Below are 23,622 nucleotides of genomic sequence, written 5' to 3'. Positions count from 1 at the left end.
GCACCCACTTAGACCACCTGTGCAATGTCACATGGTAGATTAGGCTGTGAGGTACCTCACGGCAGCACAATGACGGCGCCGCGCGTGCCCCACCGAAAGGACCAACCATGACTGAAACCCGCAAGCCTTGGCACGGGGTACTCGTTGCCACCGCACTGCCGTTCAAGGACGATCTCAGCATCGACTACGACGCCTACGCTGAGCACGTCCGCTTCTTGGCAAACGCAGGCTGCGACGGCGTAGCCCCCAACGGATCACTGGGCGAGTACCAAACGCTGAGCGATGAAGAGCGCGCCCGCGTCATCACGACTGCGGTCGAGGCCGCGCCCGATGGCTTCACCGTGATGTCCGGCATCGGCGCCTACGGCGGGCTGCAAACGCAGAAGTGGGCCGAGCAGGCCGCCGAGGCCGGCGCGAAGGCGCTCATGTTGCTCCCTCCGAATGCCTACCGCGCCAACGACGAAGAGGTAGTTGACCACTATCGCCGCGCCGCGGCCGTCGGTCTGCCGATCGTGGCTTACAACAACCCCATCGACACCAAAGTGGACCTGACTCCGCAGCTCATCGCCCGCCTCCACGGCGAGGGGCTCATTGTCGGCGTGAAGGAATTCACCGGCGACGTGCGCCGCGCCTACGAAATCAAGGAACTCGCCCCCGAAGTGGACCTTCTCATCGGCACCGACGACACCGTCGTCGAGATGGGCCTGGCCGGTGCCGTCGGCTGGGTAGCCGGGTACCCCAACGCGATTCCGGAATCCACGTTGGAGCTCTACCGGCTCTCAACCTCAGGCGACCTCTCTGACCTGGAACGCGCCCGCGAGATTTACCGCGATTTGCACTCCCTGCTGCGTTGGGACAGCAAGACAGAGTTCGTCCAGTCCATCAAACTGTCCATGGATATCGTTGGCCTCCGCGGAGGCGCCTGCCGCCCACCCCGGGGCCCGCTCGCCCCCGCAGTGCGCGAAGCCGTCATCCGCGACACAGAAACAGCCCTCGCCAAGGGTTACAAATAACCCACCAACCATCGATTGCCCCGTAACTGTCGTTATCGGCCCCCAAAACGACAGTTGCGGAGCAATCGATGAAAAGAAGGAGCACTCGATGAGAACCACGCGCATCTTCCACGCCGTCGACTCCCACACCGAGGGCATGCCCACGCGCGTCATTACGGGTGGCATCGGCGCGATTCCCGGCGCCACGATGGCCGAGCGCAGGCTGTGGTTCATGGAGAACAGCGATTGGATCCGCACTCTCCTCATGACCGAGCCTCGAGGCCACGCGTCCATGAGCGGGGCAATCCTCCAGCCACCGACGCGGCCGGACGCGGACTTCGGGGTGCTCTTCATCGAGGTTTCCGGACTCTTGCCGATGTGCGGGCACGGCACCATCGGCGTCGCAACAGTGCTGGTGGAAACAGGAATGGTCGAGGTGGTCGAGCCGGTCACCACCGTGCGGCTCGACACCCCGGCCGGGCTGGTGATCGCCGAGGTGGCGGTCAAGGACGGGCATGCCGAGTCGGTGACCATCCGCAATGTGCCCTCCTTCGTGGACCGCCTCGACGCGGTTGTTGAGGTCCCTGGCTACGGCACCATTGCTTACGATCTGGCTTTCGGCGGCAATTTCTACGCGATCGTGGACTTGGACAGCCTCGGATTGCCCTTCGAGCGCTCCCGAAAGGATGACCTCCTCAAGGCCGGTCTCGCCATCATGGACGCCATCAACGCCAACGACGAGCCTGTCCACCCCACGCGGGAAGACATCCGCGGTTGCCACCACGTCTACCTCAAGGCCCCTGGTTCGACGGCGGAGCATTCCCGTCATGCCATGGCCATCTACCCTGGTTGGTTCGACCGCTCCCCTTGCGGCACCGGCACCAGCGCAAGGATGGCGCAACTGCACGCGCGCGGCGAACTCGCCTTGGACACAGACTTCATCAACGAGTCCTTTATTGGTTCGCGCTTCATCGGTCGGCTGGTGGAAGAGACCGAGGTAGCAGGGCGCTCCGCGGTGGTCCCCACCGTGACTGGACGGGCTTGGCTGACCGGAACTGCACAGTACTTCCTCGATCCCACCGATCCCTTCCCGGAAGGGTTCCTGCTGTGACACTCCCTTACTTTGATGCTGCGGCGGTGCGGGCGGCGGCCCCGTGGACGACGGCGATCGCCGCCCTCGAGCGGGCGCTCCTGGATGGCGTAGACCCGGAGGAGGACAGCCCCCGGATCTTCAGTCCTGCTCCGGGCGGGGAGTTCCTGCTCATGCCCGCAATCGGCCAACAGTACAGTGGGGTCAAGGCCCTCACCGTGGCCCCCGGGAACCCGGCGCGGGGACTTGAGAAGATCCAAGGCATCTACCTGCTGCTCGACTCGGACACCCTGGCTCCTCTCGCCGTGATGGATGGCAACGAGCTCACGGCCATCCGCACCCCTGCCACCACCCTCCTTGCCGTGAAACATATTCTCGCAGCGGCCGCCGGGGGTGCCCCGGAGACGCCGCGCGTGCTCGTCTTCGGGGCGGGCATCCAAGCCCTCAACCACCTGCGGGCGGCGAGCGCCGTGCTCCCGGCGGCGAGCTTCGCCGTCGTCGGCCGGCGCCCCGAGCGCGTGAAGGTTCTAGTCGACAAGCTTGCGTCCGAGGGAATCGAGGTCCGTCCGGCAAGCGCGGCAGAGGTATCCAGTGCCGATGTGGTGCTCTGCACGACGTCGTCGCGTACTCCGCTGTTCGACGGCGGTCTGGTAGCTCCTGGTGCGGTCGTCGCCGCGGTGGGCCAACACGGGCTGGACGCACGCGAGGTGGATGCTTCCCTCGTGCTCCGCAGCGACGTCGTGGTGGAGGGGCGGGCCTCGGCATGGCGAGAAGCCGGAGACCTCATTCCGGCCCGAAGCGTCGAGGAATGGAAGGCGATCCGCCCGGCCAATCTGCGGGAGCTGGTCAACGGCGAGTTCCAACGGACTCCGGGCCGGCCCTGCCTGTACGCGGGTGTGGGTATGGCATGGGAGGACCTCGTGACAGCGGCCTTGGTGTATGAAGGAGGCACTAGACCATGACGCCTGCACAAGGAGTGCCCACCGTGCCAGCCAACAACAAGCTTCCCATCGCGCCTTTGGGTCGCCAGCGAAGCCTCCGCGAATCCGTCACCGAATCGCTTCGCGCGGCAATCATCGCCGGCACCCTCGAGGAAGGCACCATGTACTCGGCGCCGGCTCTCGGCGCGGCGTTCGGCGTCTCGGCCACTCCGGTGCGCGAGGCGATGATGGACCTCACTCGCGAAGGCTTGGTGGAAACAGTGAAGAACAAGGGCTTCCGCGTCACCAGCATGAGCGACCGTGAACTCGACGAAATCACCCAGATCCGACTGCTGATTGAGCCGCCGGTCATGGCCGACGTCGCCGGAACGGTCCCACCGTCAGGCATGGCCGTGCTGCGCTCATTGGCTGACAACATCGTCGAGTCGGCGCGCGAAGGAGACCTGGCCGGATACCTTGCCGCCGACCGAGACTTCCACGCCGAGTTGCTCCGCTATTCGGGCAACAACCAGCTCGTTGAACTCGCCACCAGCTTGCGCACCCGAACCCGCATGTACGGACTCAAGACTTTGAGCGAGAGCAACCGCCTGGCCGACTCGGCCCAGGAACACCATGAACTGCTTGACCTCGTGGAAGCCGGCGAAGGGGCTGCCGCACAGGAATTCATGCGCCGCCACATCGGCCACGCCCGGGGACTCTGGGCCACCGGCGAGGCCGAGACACCACCCGAGGAGCAACAGACATGAACCAAGGCAGCGACGTCCTCGTCATCGGTGCCGGGGTCATCGGGGCGGCCACCGCCTACTTCGCCGCGCGGCAGGGCCTCTCGGTCACGGTCATCGACAAAGGCCTGCCTGCGAGCGGAACCTCCTCCGCTTGCGAGGGGAACATCCTCGTCTCGGACAAGGAACTCGGCCCCGAGCTTGAGCTCACGCGCTACTCCCTGGGGGTCTGGCACGGAGACCTTGGCGAACACAAGAAGCTCTGGGAATTCGAATCCAAGGGCGGGATCATCGTGGCCTCGCGCGAGAGCAGCCTCGCTTCTTTGAACCGCGTCATGGCCGTGCAGACGGGCTATGGAGTGGCGGTTGAGGAGCTGGACCAAGATGCGCTGCGCGAAGCGGAACCGCATATTTCCCGCGATGCTCTGGGCGGCGCAAGCTACTCCGAGGACTGCCAAGTCCAGCCGATGCTCGTCGCGGCCCACCTGGTCCGGCTTGCAACCGAGGCCGGAGCACGATTCCTGGCGGACACTCCCGTGACCGGCTTCCTGCGTAGCAGCAACCGTGTGACCGGCGTCAAGACCCCTCGCGGGGACTTCTCCGCGGACGCTGTGGTGAACTGTACGGGCACTTGGGCGGGGGAGCTCGCCGCAATGGCCGGGGTAAGCGTGCCGGTCCTCCCCCGTCGCGGCTTTATCATGGTCACCGAGCCTCTCCCGCCGATGGTCCATCACAAGGTCTACGCCGCCGAGTACATCGACAATGTCGGCAGTTCCGATGCCGGCCTGCAGGCATCGCCGGTGGTTGAAGGCACCCCCAGCGGCACCATCCTGATTGGCTCCACACGTGAACGTGTGGGCTTCGACCGCACCGGGAGCACGAACGCACTGAGCCTGCTGGCCCGAAACGCCACTGCGTTGTTCCCCTTCTTGGAGCATGTCAAAGCCATCCGGCACTATCACGGATTCCGCCCGTACTGCCCGGACCACCTGCCGGTGATCGGGCACGACGAGCGCGCTCCCGGGCTATGGCATGCTGCTGGACACGAGGGCGCCGGTATCGGCCTCTCTGTGGGGACGGGCAAGCTCCTTGCCCAAGCGCTGGTTGGCCAAGCCCCGGACCTCGACCTTTCACCCTTCGCTCCGGCGCGCTTCGGCGAACTCCTTCCCGGCGAACCAGTCCGCCACTCCAGTTCGCAGCACCCCACTTCGCCCCCGCCCGCAGAACGCCAGTCCCCAGAACACCAGTCCGCAGAACCCCGTGAGGAGGCCAGCGCATGAGTACCCCAACACGAGGCGCAGCAGAGACGCCCCCAAGCGCCGCCGTCGTCCGCGTGAGCTTTGATGGGCGCCCGCTTGAGGCAGCTCCGGGCCAGAGTGTCGGCGCCGCTTTGACCGCGCGAGGCATCACCGCCTGGCGCGCCACACGCAAAGGGGCGAGGCCGCGCGGGCTGTTCTGCGGCATCGGCGTGTGTTTCGACTGCCTGTTGACGGTCGACGGCGCCACCAACCAACGCGCGTGCCTCGTTGAGGTTCGCGAGGGCATGGCAATTGAAGGCTCATGCCCAGAGGATCCCTCGGAAGAACCCGGAGGACGAGCATGACGCCCATCGTCACCGCCGACGTCGCCGTCGTGGGTGCGGGTCCCGCCGGTCTTGCCGCAGCCGTTTCGGCCGCCGAAACCGGAGCCGCCGTGGTACTCGTGGACGCGGGCGCCCAGCCGGGCGGCCAGTTCTGGCGACACCGGCCCGAAACCGTGCTGCCAGAGCCGGATGGCCGCGGCCACCACGGGTGGAAGACTTACCTTGACCTCCGTACGAGGTTCGACGCCGCTCGCCACCGAGGGCTCATCACGTACCTTCCCGGGCTCCAAGTCTGGATGGGGCAGCAAAACCAGCCAGCTCAAGGCGACGACGCCGGCTTCACTTTGCGCACGACGCCCACCGTCGCGGAGGCCGCCCCGGATGCAGGCACCGCCGGTCCCCAAACCGTCGTCGCGCGCCGCCTTGTCCTCTGCCCGGGCGGCTACGATCGCCAGCTTCCGGTTCCCGGCTGGGATCTCCCCGGCGTGATGGCCGCCGGTGGCATCCAGGCCTTCATCAAGGCCAACGGAATGCTGCCCGGGAAGCGCTTCGCGATCGCAGGGACCGGTCCTTTCCTGCTCCCGGTTGCTGCGAATATCGCCGAGGCTGGTGGCAAGGTCCTCGCCGTGCTCGAATCCTCCTCCCCGACCGCTTGGCTGCCGCATCTGCGGGCTGCCGCGGGAGTGCCGGAGAAGGCACTTGAAGGAGTGGAATACGCTGCAGTCTTCGCCCGGCACCGGATTCCGTACCGCACACGCAGCATCGTCACCGAAGTCCTCGGATCCCGGGCCAGTGGATCCGGGGCCCTCGGTACAGATCGCGTGTCCGGCGTAAGCACGGCCAAGGTCGATGCTGAGGGCAGAGTCAGACCCGGAACAGAGCGCATCTACGAGGATGTAGACGTGGTGGGCTTCGGCTGGGGTTTCACGCCACAAATGGAACTGCCCCTGTCCTTCGGCGTCGAAACCCGGCTCGACGCCGACGGCTCGCTGGTCGGAGTGGTCGATGAGCGCCAGCAGTCCAGCGTCCCGGGCCTATATCTCGCGGGTGAGGTCACCGGCGTCGGTGGGGCAACATTGGCCGTCCTTGAGGGCATCGCGGCCGGCACTGCCGCAGCGGGCGGCTCCGCTGTACCGGAGAAAACCGCCGCGCGGCATCGCCGTTTCGCAGAAGCAATGCACGGGGCGCACCCGGTTCCCGCCGCTTGGCAGAACTGGCTCACTCCGGAGACCACCGTATGCCGCTGCGAAGAAGTCACCGCCGGCCAGATCACTGAAGCCCGGGAAAGCCTCGGTGCCCGCGATGCGAGGAGCCTCAAGTCCTTTACCCGCGCCGGAATGGGTTGGTGCCAAGGCCGCGTGTGCGGCTTCGCGTCGGCCTGCCTTGGCGCAGGATCGGGCACTTCTCCAACTGCCGAGTCCCTCTCCAGCGTCGCCAAACGGCCGCTCGCAGCGCCCGTGGGCATCGGCGAACTCGCCGCGTTGGACGCTGACTTCGACGACCCCACGAACCCCCTCCTGAAAGGAGACCGAGCATGACCACCGTCGCCCAAAACACGCCCGGCAAGCAATCCGCTTCCAGAGCCGTAACGCCCACGACTGACGCCGAGCTGGAATCGTTCCTCGCCGCTGCCCAGTCAGCCGCGGCGCCGCTCGCCGCCTTGCGGCCTGCCGAACGCGCAAAGCTGCTCGACGCCGTCGCCGACGCCCTCGACGCCGCCGCAGACCAGTTACTCCCCGTGGCACAACTCGAGACCCGCCTGGCCGAGAGCCGCCTCCGCGGTGAGCTCAAGCGGACCACCTTCCAACTGCGCCTTTTCGGGGAACTGTTGCGCGACGGCGGTTACCTTGACGCCCGGATCGACCACGCCGACCCCGACTGGCCCATGGGCGCCCCTCGGCCGGATATTCGCCGTGTACTGGCACCCTTGGGGCCGGTGGTTGTGTTCGCGGCCAGCAACTTCCCCTTTGCGTTTTCCGTGGCGGGTGGAGACACTGCCTCGGCACTTGCGGCCGGAAGCCCCGTGCTGCTCAAAGCCCATTCCGGCCACCCTGGGCTTTCCTTGCTCACCGCCGAAGTTGTCGCCTCCGCCCTTGCCGCCGCCGGCGCTCCGGAGGGCACTTTCGCGCTCATCACCGGCACGGCCGCCGGAGCCGCCGCCCTGCGCGATCCGCGAATCCAAGCCGGCGCCTTCACCGGTTCCATTCCGGGCGGACGCGCACTCTTCGACATCGCAAGCTCACGCCCGGAACCCATCCCTTTCTTCGGCGAACTGGGCAGCAACAACCCCGTCTTCGTCACCGAGGCTGCGGCCGCCGAGCGCGGCAAGGAGATTGCCGAAGGTTTCGTCGGATCCTTCACGCTTGGGGCGGGACAGTTCTGCACCAAGCCCGGCACGCTGTTCGTCCCGGCTGGTTCCGACCTCGTGGATGCATTGCGCCGCGCTGTCCTTCCGCCGCCCGCGCCTCTCCTCAACGATCGGATCCAGTCCGGCTACGTCGAGGGACTGCAGGACTTGCAGTCCAACCCCCGGCTGGAAGTCCTGGCCCAGGGCACCGATCCCCTGGCGGACCCGCCGAGCCCCACCCTCCTGCTGACCACCGCCACGGACATGCTTGCCGAACCGGGCGCGCTCCAGGCCGAGTGCTTCGGCCCCACTGCCGTAGTGGTGGCGTACGACGACGAGTCCCAGCTTCCGCTGATCGCGGAGACTTTCGAAGGCCAACTGACCGCGACAATCCACGGCACGGATTCCTGCCGCGTGGACGGGCTCGTGGAAATCCTCGCACGCAAGGCAGGACGGGTGATCTGGAACCAGTGGTCTACCGGCGTCTCGGTCACCTATGCCCAGCAGCACGGCGGCCCTTACCCTGCGACGACGGCTGCCGGCAGCACCTCGGTGGGCACGGCGGCGATCGAGCGGTTCCTTCGGCCGGTCGCGTTTCAGGGCTTCCCGCAGCACTTGCTGCCTGAGGCCCTACGCGAGGGGAACCCGCTAGGAATGCCGCGGCTCGTGGACGGACGGCGGGAGGAGTAGGAGCGCAAAGTCCTGGAAACGGCGCGTGACCTTTCGATGATGCCCACGGCACGCTCAGAAACACCCACATCGGGCAACCCCTGTTTGGTCATGGGTACCGACAACCGCGCTTCGCTACGGCAGCCACAATGAGACCGCCCCGCCTCACCCTTCGGGCCGATCCAGACCAGGGACTGGGTCAAAGAACTCAAGCATCGGCGAAGGTTCATGGGCGGGTAACTCGGATCCCGAGTCGAATCGCCGTTCAATCCTAGGTTCACGCGTGTGGCGACGCTAGGCTCGCTCCCAGAGGCGAGATCGGCTCGCCGCGGGCCAAGGGATTGAACGCATGACACAGCAACAGGCCGGAACCCCATCGATGTCCACGACGGGCGCCGCTCCGCATTCGCGCTCGTATCTGAGACCTACGCGGTTGCTCTCTCAAAGCGAACGGTCGAAGCTGCATCCGTCGGTCCTGGCGGAGGCCGAGCGCCGGGCCGCAAGCATTCAGCTTCGAGCCGCGGATGCAATCACAGCCTTCGCCGGATCGATGAACTTCGTCTACTTGCATATCCTGCTTTTCGCCGTGTGGATGCTCGTGTTCGAACAGAGTCCGTGGCCGACGTTGACACTGATCGTCTCGCTCGAAGCGATCTTCCTCTCAACGTTCGTCATGATCGGCCAGAACCGTCAAGCGGTTTTCCAGCAGGTGAAGGCAGACCATGACTACAACGCCCAGGAGCAGCTGCTTGAGGAGAACACCGATCTCACGCGTGCGATTCACGAACTCACGGGCCAAATCCACGAGCGGATTCTCGCGGAAGTCACCGCATCCGTTACCCGGGACGCTGCGGCCGCAGCCAAGCGGACGCAGGATGACCCGGCAAAGCCGTAGACAGCCGAGGCGTGCCAGACGAGCCGAGGTGCTAGTTCCCCAGCTGATCCAACTCGGGCAGAAGATCCGAGTTGATGCGTTGGAGGATCAGATGGATTTCTCCCCGCGGCACGGCCTTGTAGAGCACTTTCCGCGCGTCCGCGTAGCGCGTATTGCGGGTCTTGTCAGGCCACTTCTCTGCGAGCGCCCGCACCCGCTCCGGCAAGGAGTTGTGGGCGTTGCAGGCGATCTTGACCAAGGTAGCGTCGTGATCCTCCGCGATGTGCAGAATGACCGCCTCATCACTGTCCGGGTCATCCTGGAAACGGCGGGTTACCCTCTCGATGATGCCCACGGCACGCTCGGAAACACCCATCTCAAGCAACGCCTGTTTGGTTATGGGTGTGTCCTTGGCGATGTCGTGCAGGTAGCCTGCAATCCGGATGTCGTCGTCGAAATCGGCGAGCGCATCTCCTACGGTCAACACGTGCTCACGGTGGGGCCGCTTCAGTTTGTCCTTCTGGCGGTTGTGCGCCACTTCGGCAAGGACCATGGCTGTTTCAACGGTGAAGGTCATTTTTCATCCTTCTGGGCGAGTTCGGCGACTGCCTTCCGGACGGCGGCGCTCAGCTCAAGGTTACGGCAACCAGCCCCGCTGGGCTCGGCCTGCTGCGGCACGTACCCGAAAGCGAGTTCATACACGGGGTCGGCGAACCCCAAAGATGCGCTGGCGCCGTCGTGCCCGAACGCCCGGTAGCTGCCGTACGGCGAGCGTGCATGCGATTTCATGAACACTGTCGCGAAACAGCTGGTCTCGCCGAAAACCCGGTCGATGCCGAAGACCTGTTCGGCGGTGACGGTCTGGATGGTCTCTTCGCTGAGGAGGGGCGCGACGGCGGGACGGTCGCCGTCGGGGGCAAGTCCGGTGAGTACTGCGGCGTAGACGCGGGCCATGCCTTCGGCGCTGGCAACGCCGGCGACGGAACTCAGGCCCGCTGCCCGGACCTCGCGGATGTTGGGGAGGTCCAGGATGTCATCCACCACCGAGTTGGCCGACAGGCCGAAATGGCTGGCGGGATCAGTCCACGGAGCGGACGGGTCTGCAACCCAGCGGAGCGTGGCATAGCGGGGCTCCTCGGAATCAGGAAGCCCCAGGAAGAAGTGGGCGCCCGTCACGGAGCGGATCCGCTGCTCGTAGATTTCCTGGAGCGTCGACCCCGTGATCCGGCGGCACAGCTCCTCCATGAAGACGCCGATGGTCAGCGCGTGGTATCCAAACGCGGTCCCAGGCTTCCAAAGTGGCCGCATCTGCGCGAGTTTGGCGGCGGCCAGTTCGGAGTTGTTGTATTCCGCCATAGTAAGGCCGCCTTCAACACCCAGCAGTCCTGCCTGGTGGGAAAGCAGTTGGGCCACGGTAATCGTGGCTTTTCCTTCGACTCCGAATTCCGGCCAGTACTTGACCACCTCGGCGTCGAGGTCCAGGCGGCCTTCCTGGACCAGCAGCGCAATGACCAGCCCGGACACGCCCTTGGAGCATGAGAAGACACCGGTTACCGAATCCGGGCGGCGGTGGGGTCCGCCGCTGATATCCAAAACTTTCACGCCGCGATGGTAGGCCGCGAGTTGGGCTGAATATTCCGGGTCCTCGCTGAGGTACCCGCCAAAGAGTTCGGCGACTTGTTCGAATCCGGGGGCAAGCGTCTTTGCATCCACCCGGACAGCCTAGTCCCTTCTGCCCCCTAACCTCGCTACGCTCGGCCAGGGAACCCGGCAGAATGGGCCCACCTTCTGCCCCCTAACCTCGCTACGCTCGGCCAGGGAACCCGGCAGAATGGGCCCAGCCGCGGGCGTCCATGGTCACCACGATCTTGCCCTTGGCGCGTCCCTGCTCCAGTGCGGCGAAGGCGTCCGCGATCTTTTCGAGCGGGTAGCTGCTGTCCACCACGGCTTTCAGCTTCCCGTCGGTCACCAGGCGTGCCAGGAATTTCAGGTCCTCGCCGCTGGGGTGCATGAACAGGTAGCGGTACCGGACCTTCGCGTCGCGGGCGCGGCCACGGATCCCTAGGCTGATGGCCCAGAACAGCACAGTCATCCAGGCCGGGGCGTCGAGATCCTTCAAAGCTGTCTGCGGTTCAGGCATGCCCGCGATGCTGACCACTTTGCCGCCCGGCTTGAGGATCTTGAACGTCTGCTCCAGTGTTTCCCCGCCCACAAGGTCCAGGGCGGAGTCGAAGCCACTCAGGACTTCGGCGAGGCTTTCCTTCGTGTAGTCGACGACGGCGTCCGCCCCGAGCCGCCGCACCAGCTCTTCTCCACGGGGAGACGCAGTGGTGGTCACCTCGGCGCCGAAGTACTTGGCCAGTTGAATGGCAAGGGTTCCCACACCGCCTGCCCCTCCGGAGATGAAGAGCTTGGTTCCCGGTTTGACCTTTAGCTCGTCGCGCAGTGCCTGCAGGGCAGTGAGGCCGGCCAGTGGAAGGCTCGCGGCCTCGGCGTAGCTGAGCGACCTCGGCATAAGAGCCACAAGATCCTCATGGACCGCGGCGTGCTCGGCAAAGGCACCCAGCAAGGCTTTGTCCACCCGGGCAAACACCCGGTCCCCCGTGGAAAAACGCGTGACGCCGGGTCCCACGGCTTCCACGATCCCGGCCAACTCACTGCCGGCCACCAAGGGAAGCCTCGGCCGGGTGATCACCCGCACGGCACCTTCGCGCTGCTTGTAGTCCACAGGGTTGAGGCCCGCGGCGAACACCCTGACCAGGACCTCGCCCGGACCGGCAATCGGCTTGGGGACGTTCTGTAGTTCCATTGCGTCGGCACCGCCGTAGCGAGTCAGCACATAGGCGAGCACTTAGGCTCCTTTCCGGAGGGTCGACTGCTGATGGCCGTTCCACACCCACGGCTTGCGGGGCAAACTGGCCGGGTCAAATCTATCCAAGGCGTCATCCAGCGGACCTTCCGGCAGCCCGAGCGATTCCAGGATCACGTCCCGCACCTCCCCGGCTGACAATCCGACGGCGGCAAGGTCGCCCAGCGTCACCGCGCCGTCGCGCTTGGCCAGCCGAGCGCCGTCGCGGTTCAGCACGAGGGGAACGTGCGCATATTCCGGAACAGACAACCCCAGCAACGAGGCCAGATAGGCCTGGCGGGGTGTGGAGGACAAGAGGTCGTCGCCGCGGACCACCTGGTCCACGCCTTGCTCTGCGTCATCCACCACCACCGCCAAATTGTAGGCGGTGACGCCATCGTTCCGTCGGAGCACAAAGTCATCCACGATGCCCGTATAGGGCCCGTGTAGCTTGTCCTCCACAGTCCATTCTTGGGCTTCGGATCGGAGCCGGATGGCAGCCTGACGCGAGGCCCGGCGGATCTCAAGTTCCGCCGTCGAAAGGTTCCTGCACGTCCCTGGATAGGCGCCCTGCGGAGTGTGCGGGGCGGACGGGGCTTCCTGGATCTCGCGCCGCGTGCAGAAGCATTCGTACGTCAGCCCGGCGTCGTTGAGCCGTTCGATCGCGGTGTTGTAGAGCCCGGCACGGTCTGTCTGGCGAACGACGGCGCCGTCCCATGTCACGCCTACGGCTTCCAGGTCCCTGAGCTGGACTTCCTCGGCACCGGCCCGCGCACGGTCGAGGTCCTCGACGCGCAGCAGGAAGTCGCGGCCCGTGGAGCGGGCGAAGAGCCACGCGAGCATGGCGGTGCGCAGATTGCCTACGTGAAGCTCGCCGGAGGGGCTCGGGGCGAAGCGGCCAGCGGAAGTCATGGCACAAGACTATGCGGCGCCGGGCGTGCCTGCAGGATCCAGCACAAGAGCCCCTCAGCTACCGCAACGCGTTCGGTGGCTCAGGGGCTCTTATTGTGGTGCCGGCACTGGGCCAGCGGGGTGCGGAAAGACGATGCGTGAACAAGAGTCAATCAGCGGCTGCGTCTTTGCGGGACGGTGTTTCGGGTGGCCGGGTGGTGTACCGGGGGATCCGTAGCCTGCGAGGTCCGGCGGTCGCCATTCCCTTCATTGTCACAATTTCAACAGGAACACTGCAGGTGGTGCAACAGACTCAATTGAGTCTGGTCAATCTGACCAATTCCTGGCCAGAAGATGAACAGGCGATGGTCACTTTGCCGAAGTTGGCTCCGCAGCGGCCCAGGCCGCCATGGCTCCCCGAAGCGCAGCGCAGAGTTTGGTGGACACTTGGTCCTTGTCCAGGCCGACAGTGTTGAGCAGATCGAAAATTTCACGGGGGTCAAAGAGGATGTTCCACAGGAACATGGCCTCGTCCCCCAGGGGCGGGAGGCCGAGTTCCTCACAGGCCTCGCGGAGTGGCCGCTCCAAAGCCTCGGCCTGGATGGTCAGGTAGTACGCACCGGAGCGAAGACGGGCCAGATACCCTTCGCCGGAGCGGGTGTGGACCATGGAACCGCCGTGCTTGATGACCAGTCCCACCCAATGCCGGCTGACGCTCTCCAGCAGTTCCACTCCGGACGTAGTCTGGGCAACGCTGAAATCGCGCAGCTTCTCGCCAACACCAAAGCGGAACGCGGCCAGCACGTCCTCCACCGAGGCGAAATGGCGGTAAGCCGTTGCCGGGGAGATTTCGGCTTCACGGGCGATGTCCGTCATGCTCACCGGGCCCTTGGCCTTGGCGAAGAGCTTCCCTGCGGCCCGAACCAGCTGGCGGCGGTTGCGTTGGGTGTCGCTGCGCATGGGCGCCCCCTTCCGTGTCAGATTCCAGCGTAGCGCCTGAGCGGCAGGCGCTACGCTGGCCACGTCCGCGGCACTCACCGGAGCTCTGCCAGTCCGGCCGCCAGCCGCTCCACACCGGTGGTGATCGCCACCGAGCTGGCGGCATAGGACAGGCGCAAGTGGAACTCGCCGTTTCGGCCGAACTCGCTGCCGGGGCGGACGGCCACGCCGTGGTTGCGAAGGTGAGCCACCATCGCGGCGGCCGGGAGCTCGACGTCGTACTTCGGGAAAAGGTAGAACGCTCCTTCCGGCGAGCTGACCGTAAGACCCGGAATCTGCTGGAGCCCGTTGGCCATCAGCTCCCTGCGCAAGGCATAGGAAGCATGCATGCGTTCGATGTCCGGTCCGCACGTCTTCAGGGCGGTGAGCGCCGCATATTGCACGGCCTGGTTCATGGAGCCGTTGAAGGTGTTGTGGACCCGGGCAGCTGAGGCGATGACATCGGACGGGCCCCAGAGGTAACCCACCCTCCAGCCGGTCATGGCGTAGCTCTTGGAGAAGGTCTGGCAGTAGATGGTCCGGCCGGCCAGGGCTTCGATTTCCAGTGCCGAGGTGAAGGGTTCGGGTGTGTAGACGAGATCGCTGTAGGCCTCGTCGGAGAGGACCAGAGTGTCGGTTCCGGCCACCATGTCTGCGAGGGCTTCGAGTTCGCGGCGGGAGTGCACGATGCCGGTCGGGTTGGACGGGTTGCAGAAGACGAACATTTTGGCACCCTCAAGCGCGGTGGCCAGCGCCTCGAGATCCCAGTGCAGGTCATCGGCCAGCGGCACGGGTACGGTGATTCCTCCTGCCATGCTGACGAGGTCCGCGTACAGGGAGTAAGTGGGGTCCGGGATGACCACTTTGTCGCCGGGGTTGACGACGCCAAGGATCGCCGCGGACAGGCCGGCCGTGCCGCCCTGGGTGATGAGCACGTCGCCGGGGCTGGCCACTCCGCCGAGGAGCTGGCCGATACGGGCAGCCAGCTCCTCGCGAAGCACCAGCTCGCCAAGCAACGGCGAGTAGTGGGTGAAGCCGTCCTCGAGGGCGCGAGCGGCTGCTGCTCGAACCTGGGCCGGGGTATCGAAATCCGGCTCGCCCATGGCCAAGGAGACGAGGTCACCTTTGGATTGGGGCTGCTGCACGCGCAGCGATGTGCGCTGGATACGCTGAACCGCCTCGGAGGGCTGGAAATCGGCGACGGCGGTGGCTGGCTCGAGTGTCATGAGGGTCCTGATCTGGGTGGTGGTTGTAGTGGTGGCAATTCCGGGTGAGGGCGCGTACCGTCTGCGGGGTTTCATCGCTCGGGCGCTTCGTCGGCGGGGGCTCCGGCCCAGCGGCTGATCTCGATGTCACCGGACGTGTCCCGCTGGATGGTCGGGGCAATGACCAATTCCTGGACCACGGTGCGCTGGGGCAGCGTGGCCACGAGGTGGATGGCTCGGGCCACGTCCTCGGGCTGCACCATGGCGTCGCGCTCCTCTGCGCGGGGCGGCCGGGCGCGGTTGTCCAGGATAGGAGTCGCCGTTTCACCGGGCAGGATGGTCACTGCCCGCAGTCCGTCGTTACGGAAGGTGTTGTGGAGGTAGGTCATGAAGTTCCGGACCGCGGCCTTCGCTGCGCCATACGCGGCGCCGCCGAGCAAGTTGGGGTTCACGGCTGCGAGCGAGGAGACGGTAATGATGGTTCCGGTCTTGCGGTCCAGCATGTCCGGAAGGACCGCCTGGCTGAGCAGGTAGACGGCGTTGAGGTTGACGTCCAGGACCTCGTTCCACTCTTCTTGGCTGATCCAGCGGACGTTGAGGACCTTGCTGGCGCTTCCGGCATTGTTGACCAAGATGTCCACCTGGCCGAGATTCCCATGGATCCACTCGAGCAGCGCCTCAACGTCTTCTTTCGAGGTGATGTCCGCAGCGCGGGCGAACGCACGGCCGCCGTCGGCGACGATCTCCGTGGCGAGATCCTGCAGGACGTCCTCACGACGCCCCACCAGCACCACCGCGGCGCCCTCCGCGGCCAGCAGAGCCGCCGTCGAGCGTCCCATGCCGGTACCGGCCCCGGTGATGATCGCGAGCTTGCCGTCCAGAAGTCCCATGGTTTCAGTTCCTTGTGTTCTTTGCGTGAATCATTTGAGATGCCCATCACATATGAGAAGAGTTTCTCATTTTAGAAGTTGATGGTCAAGTGTTTTCTTGGGGCCGGAGCGTCACGCCGCGGCGGGAGTCGGCGCGGAGGCCACTGTGGAGCTTGCTGAGACCGGGAGCCCGACGGCGGCAAAAAGGGAGTGCACGCGATCTTCCAGATGCGCCACGAGGCGCTGCTGCTCACGGTATTGCTCCACCGCCTCAGCGTTGCTGATCCAGCGGAAGGTCATCTTTCGGCCGGGGCTGGCTTGGCCCAGCATGGACAAGGAGGCTTTGGCGGCTACAGCGACGATCGGATAGCCGGCCGTGAGGGTTCGCGAACGGCCCAGGATGATGAGCTCATCGCCATGCGGGATTTCAAACGCGCCGATCGGCACCCCATGGGACACGATTTCCCCGAGCCCCTCGGGATGCACCACCGGCCCGTCCAAACGCAGGCCCACGTGGTTGGATTTGGCGCCCACCGTGTAGTGGCTGGAGCTGAGCAGCTTCCGGATTCCGGGGGTCCGGTCGGTTTCGGGGCCGTCGACGACGTCGATGGTCCACACGTCCGGGCTGAAGTCCGGCACGGGAACAGGCAGCCGGAACAGCGGCTGGGTCAGGAACGGGTGTGTGAATCCGCGGTACCGGCTGTGAAGGGTAAGCGTCTGACCTGGGGTGAGCTGTTGGGGAAAGCCCATGCGCGATTCGGGCGCGGCGCTGCCCATGAAGCGGGCAGTTTCCAGTTCGCCGCTGAAGGCCAAGTAGTTCCGCATGCCACCGCGGGCCTTGGAAAGCACAACACGGGCACCCGCTGGAAGACAAAGAGGCTCCCACATGGCGACAGGATCGCCGTTAACGGTGACCTCAGCCGGGACCCCGGTCACGGCGCACATCACGTCATGCGTGGCGGTGAATGCGAAACGTCCGCCCATGATTTCCAGGCACGTGGCCTTACGGCTGTTTCCGACCAGGACGTTGGCGACCGCAGCAGAGTGCTGGTCCGCTGCGCCTCCACAGGGAACGCCCATGAACTCGGAATTCTCGCGGCCTAGGTCCTGGAAGGTGGACAGCCAGCCAGCCTCGCTCACTTTGATGCCGATTGCCCGTTCAGGGAAGGTCACTATGACCTCCTTCCGCGCTGCCTGCGCTGGTGTCTGCGCTGGTGCCGGCGCTCGAGCTAGCGCCGCCTGAGCTGGCGCTGCCGTCCGAGGCCCGCAGGAAGCGGCCTTCAAGCCGCGCCCATTCGCTCTCCGGAACAACCTCGAAACGGACCAAGTCTCCCGGCTTGTAGGAGGTGGCGGGGTTTTCGCGGATGTCGCAGATGGTGAGCGGAGTCCGGCCGATCACCTTCCAGCCGCTCGGCCCGGGGAACGGTTGGATGATGGCGTTGGTACCGGCCACCATGACAGACCCGGGTTCCACGTTGGTCCGCGGCTCCACGCAGCGGCTGACCTGGCCCGGGAATCGGACGCCGCCCATCATGGGGGCCATGGCCGCGGCCAACAGGTTGATGGTCAGAACCGAGGACTGGAACTGCTGCAGCACGGCCTCAGGGCTTAGGCCCAACTCTTCGGCAACACCCGGAAGGTCCGGGGAGAATTCCTCGCTCACCACCATCGGGATGACAAAAAGTGATTGCGAGGCGCTAGGGGCGCCCGGTTCCAGTCCGTTGCCGGCAACCGCCAAGCGAATGGTCTGGGCCAATTGTTCGTGGGTCACGGCCAGGCAGTCGAACTCGACCAACAAGGACTCGACGCCGGCCACGATGTCCAACACCCCGTACGGCCGCACCTCCAGCAGCACGTCGCGGAGCCGGCTGCCCGCAGCCCGGCGGAAGTCGGCGTCGTCGTTCTTGACCCGGAGCATGAGGGCTGAGTCGCCGAACGGCTCGGCTTCCAGTTCGGGCCGGTGGTGCAGCCGCTCCGCGGGTGCTGTGTGCGTGGTCATGAGTCCTGCTCGGTGGTACGGGTGATAGATCCGGTTGTGCTCAGCTTCAGACCGTGGCGAGCCGGGCCTTTTCCGCGAGGACTTCCTGGAGTCCGGCGGCTTTGATCCCTGCCTTATCCAAGGCCGCACGGAGGGCGGTGCCGTTCTGCAGGACTTGCGGGTGGTCGCCGTGGAGGAGGACGACGTCGGCATCGTGACCGAGCGGGACCACCTTGCCGGTGACGGCGCGGACAGTTCCTTCGGTCACTACCTGGACCACGCGGCGGCCGATTTCCTCGGGGTCGTGCAGGAGTGCGCCTTCGCTGTTGCGGGAGACGGGCATGCCGTCTTCGCCGTAGCCGCGGTCTGCGAGGAAGACGTAGCCGACCTGAAGGCCGCGCTTGCGGGATTCATCGGCCAGGAGGCCGTTCTGGCAGATCACAATGTAGGAGGGGTCGTAGGCCTTGATAGCGTCCGTGATGGCCCGGGCGTGCTTGGCGTCGGTCTGGGCAATGCTGCCCATGCGTCCGTGCGGTGCCACGTGGCTGATCTTGCCGCCGTGGATGCGGGCGAATGCGTCCAGGGCGCCGATTTGGTAGAGGACGTCCGTGCGGATTTCTTCTTCGCTGGCTTCGATGAGGCGGCGGCCGAAGCCAACCAGGTCCGGATATCCGGGGTGGGCGCCGAGCTCGATGCCGCGCTCCACGCAGGCCTTGACGGTGGCATCCATGACCCGCGGATCGCCGGCGTGGAAACCGCAGGCGATGTTGGAGGCTGTGACGAGACCCAGCAGAGCGTCGTCGTCGCCGATCGTGTAGTTGCCGTAGCTTTCGCCGAGGTCTGCGACGACGGCGACTGAATTGATGCTCAAGGTGACTCCCTGTGGTTCTCTTGTTTTGCTAAGGGTTCGACGGCGGCGGCTGCCGTTTCGGTGCGGGCGGCCGCCGCCGTCGGGGTTCTGGTGGCCCGTTACTAATGCGTCTGGAGGGGCTGGCCCTTGGTTTCCTTCAGGAAGTAGACCGAGGCGAGCGTGATGATGGCAGTGCCGATCGAGGCGTAGGCGGGAACCATGCTGTTGCCGGTGGCCTTGATGAGCTCAGTCATGACCAGCGGTGCGCTACCGCCGAAGATGATGGTGCTGATGCTGAAGCCGATGCTGTACGCGCTGTAGCGGACGGTGGTGGGGAACATTTCGGTCAGGACCGTGTGGACGACGGCGGCGTGGCCGGAGAACGCGATGGCCATCACGACGGTGGCAACGCAGGCCAGCGGCATGTTGCCGGTGGTGATCATGGCAAACATCGGGTAGGAAACCACGGCCATGAGCACGGCGGAGAGAGCCAGGACCGGCTTGCGGCCGATCCGGTCGGACAGGCGAGCCATAAGCGGGATCGCAATGATGATGGCCACCAGGCTGACGGCAGTCACAAGGAGTGCCTGGAGCATGGTGAAGTTGTGTCCGCTGCCCAGCTGGGTCTTCAGGTACGTGGGCATGTAGGCAAACAGCAGGTAGTAGCCGGGGCCGTTGAGCGCCGGGAGGAAGATAGTCAGGGCGATCGCCTTGAGGTGGCGCTTGGAGGTGAAGACGGTGCGCAGCGGGTTGCGTTCCACCTCGTTGCGCTCACGCAGTGCGGCGAAATGCGGAGTGTCTTCCATCTTGGAGCGGATGTAGAAGCCGACGTAGCCCAAAGGCAGGGCGAAGAGGAACGGGATGCGCCAGGCCCAGGCCTCCATGGTGGAATCTCCGAGGGCGGTGATCAGGCCGGCAGAGATGGCACTGCCGAAGAGCAGGGCACAGAAGGAACCGACAGCGATGAAGCTCATGGAGTAGTTGCGGTGCTTGTTGTGCGCGTACTCGCCCACGAATGCCATGGCGCCTGCCACTTCGCCGCCGGCAGAGAAACCCTGAAGGATGCGGAACAGGATCAGCAATGCGGGTGCGGCCCAGAAGATGACCGAGTACGACGGGATGAGGCCGATGCAGGCCGTCGCCCCGGAGATCAGGAGTAGGAGAACGGCGAGCAGATTCTTCCGGCCCAGCTTGTCACCCAGGAATCCGCAGATGACGCTGCCGAACGGGCGGGCGAGGAAGCTCACCAGGAAGCCGACGTTGGTCAGGAGCAAGGAGCCTGTGTCCTTGGAACCCATGATGTTGATGGCCAGGTACGTGGTCAGCAGGCCGTAGATGCCGTAGTCGTACCATTCCACGAAGGAACCCATGGTGCCGGCAAAGGTTGCCTTGCGCACCATCCTGCCGTCCGCGGTGACGACTTTGATTTGAGCGGTGTTCAGTTCCACTGAGTCCGTCGATTGCTTTGTCATGGTGGGTGCTTTCAGTCTATGAGGGGGCTGGGGTGGGAGAAAGCGTTGTTAGCTGTATTCGCGGGTGATTTCCGCTGTCATCTCGGCCTCGTGCGCGGCCACTGCGATGACTCGTTCCAGGATTTCCGCTGCACGGGCCTGGGGGATGATGACCACTCCGTCGTCATCGGCGGCGACAATGTCGCCTGCCGAGCAGACGATTCCGCCGATTGCTACGGGTTCGCCAATGACTCCGGGGCCGTTCTTGAACGGACCGGCAGGGGTGACACCGCGGGCAAAGACGGGGAACTTGATTTCGGTGATGGTGGCGCGGTCGCGGATGTAGCCGTCAATAACCGCGCCGGTGGCACCGGCGGCCTCGAAACGCTGGGACAGCTGCTCGCCCACGAGGGCGCGGTGTTCGTGGCCGAAGCCGTTGATCACCACCACGTCGCCGGGCTGGATATAGTTCAGCGCTTCGATGACGGCGGCGTTGTCTCCCGCGGCGCCCAGGACGGGGAGGGCCGAGCCGACGCAACGGGCCCCTTCCCAGACCGGGCTGATTCCGCCGTCGACGATCCCCAGCCGCTCCATCGCATCACCGATGTTTGCCACGGGGAACGCTTCGAACGCGCGGACCAGTTCGCGGGGCGGCCGGGTCCAGGATGCGGTGCGGACGGTGAGTTCGAGTGTTGTTGCCATTTTCTTCGCCTTTGGTTTCTTCCCAAGAACCGGCGCGGGGAGCGCCGATCGTCTTGAGACGTCAATCACATATGAGAAGAGTTTCGCGTTTTAAGTTCATGCCGTCAAGGGTTTCTCGTTACGGGCATGTAAATGATTCGCAACCATGGTTCCGTGGGGCTGGCTTCCGCTGGCGAGCCTAGAGGCAGGCATTGTGCGGGAGAATGGGATTCGGTTGGACATTCTGACCAGCTGAACCTTTGGCGACTAGGCAGAAAGCGGCAGCCATGCAGGAATTGGACTCAACGGACAAGCGCATCCTTGCCGCGCTCGACGACGACCCTCGGGTACCGATCATGGTCCTCGCCCAGCGCTTGGGCTTGGCGCGCGGGACAGTCCAGTCGCGCCTGGAGCGCATGACGGCGTCGGGCGCTTTGCGTCCTAACAGCAGCCGCGTGCTGCCTTCAGCATTGGGCCGGGGCGTTGCGGCGGCGGTGAGCGCGGAGCTGGATCAGAGCCGGCTGAACGAGGCGATCGCGGCTCTGCGCAACATCCCCGAGGTCCTCGAATGCCATGCTCCGGCTGGCGACACCGACCTCATCATCCGCGTGGTCGCCACAAGCCCGGACGATCTATACCGCGTGTCCGAAGAGATCAGGCTGTGCCCGGGAATCGTGCGCACGTCCACCAGCATGTTCCTGCGCGAGGTGATTCCGTACCGGACCACGGGGTTGCTGGGGGGCTGAGGCACCTCGCCCAACTGGGCACCCGTCTCCGGCGTTGCGCACTCCCGACATGCGGGACACGGCCCATTTCGGGGTCACACCTGGAAGTAGTGGTTTCTTCGGGGTTTCCGATGGGGGTCGGTGTGGGGTGGCGGGATGAACCATGGGATCCCGTTGCGGACCTGGATGCGCCAGTCTTCCTTTGTGGATCAGGTGATGGTGATGGCTGCAGAGCAACGTCCCGTTGGCGGTGCTGGTGGGTCCACCACGGGACCAGTACGCGATGTGGTGAGCCTCGCACCACGGTGCCGGCATGGTGCAACCGGGGAAAGCGCAGCCTTTGTCCCGCGCCGTGATGGCTTTGCGGATATGCGGCGGGAAGATCCTTGAGGCCCGGCCGATGTCCAGGACCTGGCCCTCGCCGCCCAGGACCACGGGGATGATATCCGCGTCGCACGCGAGTTTGCGCAACGTCGCTGCCGGGACGGGCCCGGTGAACATGAAGGACCCGGTGCCCTTGCCCTGCCCGGGGCGGTTGAACAGGGCGGGCTGACCGGACTGCGAAGGTTGCCCAGAGTGCGAAGGTTGCCCGGACTGCGAAGCTTGCCCGGGCTGCGAATGCCGACCGTATTGCGCGAAGAGTTCGCGGTGGTCGATGGTGGCCAGGATCTGCGGGCGGTGGCCGCCCGCGGCGGGCAGGGACCCTGCGGCCAGGGCGAGCCGGCAGGCGCCGACCAAGCCGTCCAGGAGCTTCTGCGCCCTCGAACGCCGGTCCAGCGGCTCAGCATTGTCCGATGCCTCGCCGGACGAATCGCCTGATGGTTCCGCAGAGGCAGGAACTGCGCCGCGGAGTACGGTGCCCTGGGGTGTGCGGGTTCGGGGGTTGGCGGCGGTGTTCATGACCGTGAGCAGGTGTTCGTATTGCTCGGTGGTGGCGAAGATCTCCACGTGCTGGAGCCCGTGCTTGGGACGGCGCAGGAACGCCCCTTGAAGGTGGCGGAGGGATTCTTCGGACGGTTCCGGGCCGTCCTGGTCAATCGCATCGACCCAACGCCGGGCAACCCTGGCCAGGAAGTCCTGATCGTTTTCCTCCGCGGTGCGGGCTAGAGCGTGTTCCATCTCCGCGGCCTTCTCCGGGCTGCACAGCGGACGCACCTTCTCCAAGGCCATCGTGATGATCCCGGCCGAGCGGGACCCGATCACCCCGGACGCCAGCGCGGCGGCCGTTTCCTCGTGCCGGGGAGGGACCGTTTGTCCGGTGAGGCCGCGGCTCGGTAGCAGCTCCCGGGCCGCGGCGAGCCGGCGTCTGGCCTCGGCGGCACTGATGCGCAGCAACGAACGCAGATGCTCGGCCGTGGACCTGAACTCCCCGCCCCGGGCGCCCCCCGTTCCCCGCATGGAAGACGCCGCAGCGGCCTCAAAACTTGCGATTCCCGCGCCGGACGCGCCAGCGCCCTGCACCGAGCCGGAGGCATCGCCCTGCGCGTCCGCTCGGTCTGCTGTGGTCTCGGACGTCCAGCCCACGCCAGGGCCCGTATCCGCATCAGAGGCCCAGCCCGTTGTCCAGCCCGGCCGGGTAGTGGGTTCATCCCTCCGGGCCCTGTCCAGCCCCGAAGCGGCGACCACCTGGAGATAATCCAAGGCGCGGGAGAGTTCCTCCACGCCGGACGCGAACGCGACAGTCTCCTGGAAACCCAAGACTCCGACGTCGTCGGCCGCCTTTTCGGCCAGCGACCTCACGGCGGCCACGGCCCCGTCCAGGGCGGCCTGCCGGCCGCCCCCGCCGCGCGGATCCACCACCGCCAGCCCGCCCGGAAGCCCGGCAAAGCGCGGACCACGGGTATGGCGGGACACCCCGAAATACCCGCGGTCCGCAAGGCCCGGCCGGGTGTCGAAGTATCCGATCGCTTCCATGGAAACACTCTGCCA

The 23,622-nt window shown here is 65.6% G+C and carries 23 protein-coding genes; 10 read left to right on the top strand and 13 right to left on the bottom strand.

Annotated features, from left to right (window positions below; translation table 11 throughout):
- Positions 1–107 precede the first annotated feature (107 nt).
- The 9 genes from AC3ANQ_RS01460 to AC3ANQ_RS01420 all read left to right on the top strand — a co-directional run bounded on the left by AC3ANQ_RS01460 (position 108) and on the right by AC3ANQ_RS01420 (position 9,238).
- Positions 108–1,013, top strand: coding sequence for a dihydrodipicolinate synthase family protein (locus tag AC3ANQ_RS01460; protein WP_488303473.1), 906 nt, complete (start codon positions 108–110; stop codon positions 1,011–1,013).
- An 88-nt stretch (positions 1,014–1,101) separates the two neighbouring features.
- Positions 1,102–2,103, top strand: coding sequence for a proline racemase family protein (locus tag AC3ANQ_RS01455; RefSeq protein ID WP_488303472.1), 1,002 nt, complete (start codon positions 1,102–1,104; stop codon positions 2,101–2,103).
- Positions 2,100–3,044, top strand: coding sequence for an ornithine cyclodeaminase family protein (locus tag AC3ANQ_RS01450; RefSeq protein ID WP_488303471.1), 945 nt, complete (start codon positions 2,100–2,102; stop codon positions 3,042–3,044). Before AC3ANQ_RS01455 ends, AC3ANQ_RS01450 begins: the two co-directional genes overlap by 4 nt.
- On the top strand, positions 3,041–3,769 hold the full coding sequence (locus AC3ANQ_RS01445) for a GntR family transcriptional regulator (RefSeq protein ID WP_488303470.1): 729 nt from the start codon (positions 3,041–3,043) through the stop codon (positions 3,767–3,769). Before AC3ANQ_RS01450 ends, AC3ANQ_RS01445 begins: the two co-directional genes overlap by 4 nt.
- Positions 3,766–5,025: an NAD(P)/FAD-dependent oxidoreductase gene (locus AC3ANQ_RS01440; RefSeq protein WP_488303469.1), complete on the top strand. Its 1,260-nt coding sequence runs from the start codon at positions 3,766–3,768 to the stop codon at positions 5,023–5,025. Before AC3ANQ_RS01445 ends, AC3ANQ_RS01440 begins: the two co-directional genes overlap by 4 nt.
- On the top strand, positions 5,022–5,348 hold the full coding sequence (locus AC3ANQ_RS01435) for a (2Fe-2S)-binding protein (protein ID WP_488303468.1): 327 nt from the start codon (positions 5,022–5,024) through the stop codon (positions 5,346–5,348). The genes AC3ANQ_RS01440 and AC3ANQ_RS01435 overlap by 4 nt, the downstream gene beginning before the upstream one ends.
- Positions 5,345–6,865 (top strand): FAD-dependent oxidoreductase, encoded by a 1,521-nt coding sequence (locus AC3ANQ_RS01430; RefSeq protein ID WP_488303467.1) that lies wholly within the window; start codon positions 5,345–5,347, stop codon positions 6,863–6,865. The genes AC3ANQ_RS01435 and AC3ANQ_RS01430 overlap by 4 nt, the downstream gene beginning before the upstream one ends.
- A complete protein-coding gene (locus tag AC3ANQ_RS01425) occupies positions 6,862–8,364 on the top strand; it encodes an aldehyde dehydrogenase (NADP(+)) (RefSeq protein ID WP_488303466.1) in 1,503 nt (500 codons plus the stop codon). Before AC3ANQ_RS01430 ends, AC3ANQ_RS01425 begins: the two co-directional genes overlap by 4 nt.
- Before the next feature lie 328 nt (positions 8,365–8,692).
- Positions 8,693–9,238, top strand: a complete 546-nt coding sequence (locus tag AC3ANQ_RS01420; protein ID WP_488303465.1) for a DUF1003 domain-containing protein — start codon at positions 8,693–8,695, stop codon at positions 9,236–9,238.
- A gap of 31 nt (positions 9,239–9,269) precedes the next feature.
- On the opposite strand, the gene AC3ANQ_RS01415 is transcribed toward AC3ANQ_RS01420, so the two are convergent.
- The 12 genes from AC3ANQ_RS01415 to AC3ANQ_RS01360 form a co-directional block, all read right to left on the bottom strand.
- On the bottom strand, positions 9,270–9,794 hold the full coding sequence (locus tag AC3ANQ_RS01415) for an HD domain-containing protein (RefSeq protein WP_488303464.1): 525 nt from the start codon (positions 9,792–9,794) through the stop codon (positions 9,270–9,272).
- Entirely contained in the window at positions 9,791–10,930 is a 1,140-nt protein-coding gene (locus tag AC3ANQ_RS01410) for a serine hydrolase domain-containing protein (protein WP_488303463.1), read from the bottom strand. Before AC3ANQ_RS01410 ends, AC3ANQ_RS01415 begins: the two co-directional genes overlap by 4 nt.
- 91 nt (positions 10,931–11,021) lie before the next feature.
- A complete protein-coding gene (locus AC3ANQ_RS01405) occupies positions 11,022–12,068 on the bottom strand; it encodes an NADP-dependent oxidoreductase (RefSeq protein WP_488303462.1) in 1,047 nt (348 codons plus the stop codon).
- Entirely contained in the window at positions 12,069–12,977 is a 909-nt protein-coding gene (gene gluQRS, locus AC3ANQ_RS01400) for a tRNA glutamyl-Q(34) synthetase GluQRS (protein ID WP_488303461.1), read from the bottom strand.
- A gap of 348 nt (positions 12,978–13,325) precedes the next feature.
- A complete protein-coding gene (locus tag AC3ANQ_RS01395; RefSeq protein ID WP_268020064.1) occupies positions 13,326–13,916 on the bottom strand; it encodes a TetR/AcrR family transcriptional regulator in 591 nt (196 codons plus the stop codon).
- A 74-nt stretch (positions 13,917–13,990) separates the two neighbouring features.
- Positions 13,991–15,160, bottom strand: a complete 1,170-nt coding sequence (locus AC3ANQ_RS01390) for a pyridoxal phosphate-dependent aminotransferase (protein ID WP_488303460.1) — start codon at positions 15,158–15,160, stop codon at positions 13,991–13,993.
- Positions 15,161–15,231: 71 nt separating this feature from the next.
- Positions 15,232–16,029, bottom strand: a complete 798-nt coding sequence (locus AC3ANQ_RS01385; protein ID WP_488303459.1) for an SDR family oxidoreductase — start codon at positions 16,027–16,029, stop codon at positions 15,232–15,234.
- Between the two features lie 111 nt (positions 16,030–16,140).
- A complete protein-coding gene (locus AC3ANQ_RS01380) occupies positions 16,141–17,181 on the bottom strand; it encodes a 5-oxoprolinase subunit C family protein (RefSeq protein ID WP_488303458.1) in 1,041 nt (346 codons plus the stop codon).
- Positions 17,168–18,007: a carboxyltransferase domain-containing protein gene (locus tag AC3ANQ_RS01375; RefSeq protein ID WP_488303457.1), complete on the bottom strand. Its 840-nt coding sequence runs from the start codon at positions 18,005–18,007 to the stop codon at positions 17,168–17,170. Before AC3ANQ_RS01375 ends, AC3ANQ_RS01380 begins: the two co-directional genes overlap by 14 nt.
- 46 nt (positions 18,008–18,053) lie before the next feature.
- The gene (locus AC3ANQ_RS01370; protein ID WP_284756054.1) at positions 18,054–18,857 is read right to left on the bottom strand and encodes a LamB/YcsF family protein; all 804 of its coding nucleotides are present in this window, start codon (positions 18,855–18,857) and stop codon (positions 18,054–18,056) included.
- Between the two features lie 101 nt (positions 18,858–18,958).
- Entirely contained in the window at positions 18,959–20,308 is a 1,350-nt protein-coding gene (locus AC3ANQ_RS01365; RefSeq protein WP_488303456.1) for an MFS transporter, read from the bottom strand.
- A gap of 48 nt (positions 20,309–20,356) precedes the next feature.
- Positions 20,357–20,989 carry an RraA family protein gene (locus AC3ANQ_RS01360; protein ID WP_184741514.1) on the bottom strand — a complete coding sequence of 211 codons (633 nt, stop codon included), beginning with the start codon at positions 20,987–20,989 and terminating at the stop codon, positions 20,357–20,359.
- A 266-nt stretch (positions 20,990–21,255) separates the two neighbouring features.
- Here AC3ANQ_RS01360 and AC3ANQ_RS01355 point away from each other — a divergent pair, with 266 nt between their 5' ends.
- Positions 21,256–21,714 (top strand): Lrp/AsnC family transcriptional regulator, encoded by a 459-nt coding sequence (locus AC3ANQ_RS01355; RefSeq protein ID WP_395799578.1) that lies wholly within the window; start codon positions 21,256–21,258, stop codon positions 21,712–21,714.
- Here AC3ANQ_RS01355 and AC3ANQ_RS01350 read toward each other — a convergent pair.
- A complete protein-coding gene (locus tag AC3ANQ_RS01350; protein WP_488303455.1) occupies positions 21,601–23,607 on the bottom strand; it encodes a DUF222 domain-containing protein in 2,007 nt (668 codons plus the stop codon). The two genes, AC3ANQ_RS01355 and AC3ANQ_RS01350, sit on opposite strands and share 114 nt — an antisense overlap.
- Between the last annotated feature and the right edge of the window lie 15 nt (positions 23,608–23,622).

The organism is Arthrobacter sp. DMZ02-1R (genome assembly GCF_057747935.1).
The sequence above is the reverse complement of the archived record's forward strand: the minus strand, read 5'-3'. Positions and strand labels throughout refer to the sequence as shown.

What these genes read in the sequence shown, in the direction of transcription:
- AC3ANQ_RS01460 (WP_488303473.1), top strand. Translation starts at nt 108, where the DNA reads ATGACTGAAACCCGCAAGCCTTGGCACGGGGTACTCGTTGCCACCGCA.
- AC3ANQ_RS01455 (WP_488303472.1), top strand. Translation starts at nt 1,102, where the DNA reads ATGAGAACCACGCGCATCTTCCACGCCGTCGACTCCCACACCGAGGGC.
- AC3ANQ_RS01445 (WP_488303470.1), top strand. Translation starts at nt 3,041, where the DNA reads ATGACGCCTGCACAAGGAGTGCCCACCGTGCCAGCCAACAACAAGCTT.
- AC3ANQ_RS01440 (WP_488303469.1), top strand. Translation starts at nt 3,766, where the DNA reads ATGAACCAAGGCAGCGACGTCCTCGTCATCGGTGCCGGGGTCATCGGG.
- AC3ANQ_RS01435 (WP_488303468.1), top strand. Translation starts at nt 5,022, where the DNA reads ATGAGTACCCCAACACGAGGCGCAGCAGAGACGCCCCCAAGCGCCGCC.
- AC3ANQ_RS01430 (WP_488303467.1), top strand. Translation starts at nt 5,345, where the DNA reads ATGACGCCCATCGTCACCGCCGACGTCGCCGTCGTGGGTGCGGGTCCC.
- AC3ANQ_RS01425 (WP_488303466.1), top strand. Translation starts at nt 6,862, where the DNA reads ATGACCACCGTCGCCCAAAACACGCCCGGCAAGCAATCCGCTTCCAGA.
- AC3ANQ_RS01420 (WP_488303465.1), top strand. Translation starts at nt 8,693, where the DNA reads ATGACACAGCAACAGGCCGGAACCCCATCGATGTCCACGACGGGCGCC.
- AC3ANQ_RS01415 (WP_488303464.1), bottom strand. Translation starts at nt 9,794, where the DNA reads ATGACCTTCACCGTTGAAACAGCCATGGTCCTTGCCGAAGTGGCGCAC.
- gluQRS (WP_488303461.1), bottom strand. Translation starts at nt 12,977, where the DNA reads ATGACTTCCGCTGGCCGCTTCGCCCCGAGCCCCTCCGGCGAGCTTCAC.
- AC3ANQ_RS01395 (WP_268020064.1), bottom strand. Translation starts at nt 13,916, where the DNA reads ATGCGCAGCGACACCCAACGCAACCGCCGCCAGCTGGTTCGGGCCGCA.
- AC3ANQ_RS01390 (WP_488303460.1), bottom strand. Translation starts at nt 15,160, where the DNA reads ATGACACTCGAGCCAGCCACCGCCGTCGCCGATTTCCAGCCCTCCGAG.
- AC3ANQ_RS01385 (WP_488303459.1), bottom strand. Translation starts at nt 16,029, where the DNA reads ATGGGACTTCTGGACGGCAAGCTCGCGATCATCACCGGGGCCGGTACC.
- AC3ANQ_RS01375 (WP_488303457.1), bottom strand. Translation starts at nt 18,007, where the DNA reads ATGACCACGCACACAGCACCCGCGGAGCGGCTGCACCACCGGCCCGAA.
- AC3ANQ_RS01365 (WP_488303456.1), bottom strand. Translation starts at nt 20,308, where the DNA reads ATGACAAAGCAATCGACGGACTCAGTGGAACTGAACACCGCTCAAATC.
- AC3ANQ_RS01360 (WP_184741514.1), bottom strand. Translation starts at nt 20,989, where the DNA reads ATGGCAACAACACTCGAACTCACCGTCCGCACCGCATCCTGGACCCGG.
- AC3ANQ_RS01355 (WP_395799578.1), top strand. Translation starts at nt 21,256, where the DNA reads ATGCAGGAATTGGACTCAACGGACAAGCGCATCCTTGCCGCGCTCGAC.
- AC3ANQ_RS01350 (WP_488303455.1), bottom strand. Translation starts at nt 23,607, where the DNA reads ATGGAAGCGATCGGATACTTCGACACCCGGCCGGGCCTTGCGGACCGC.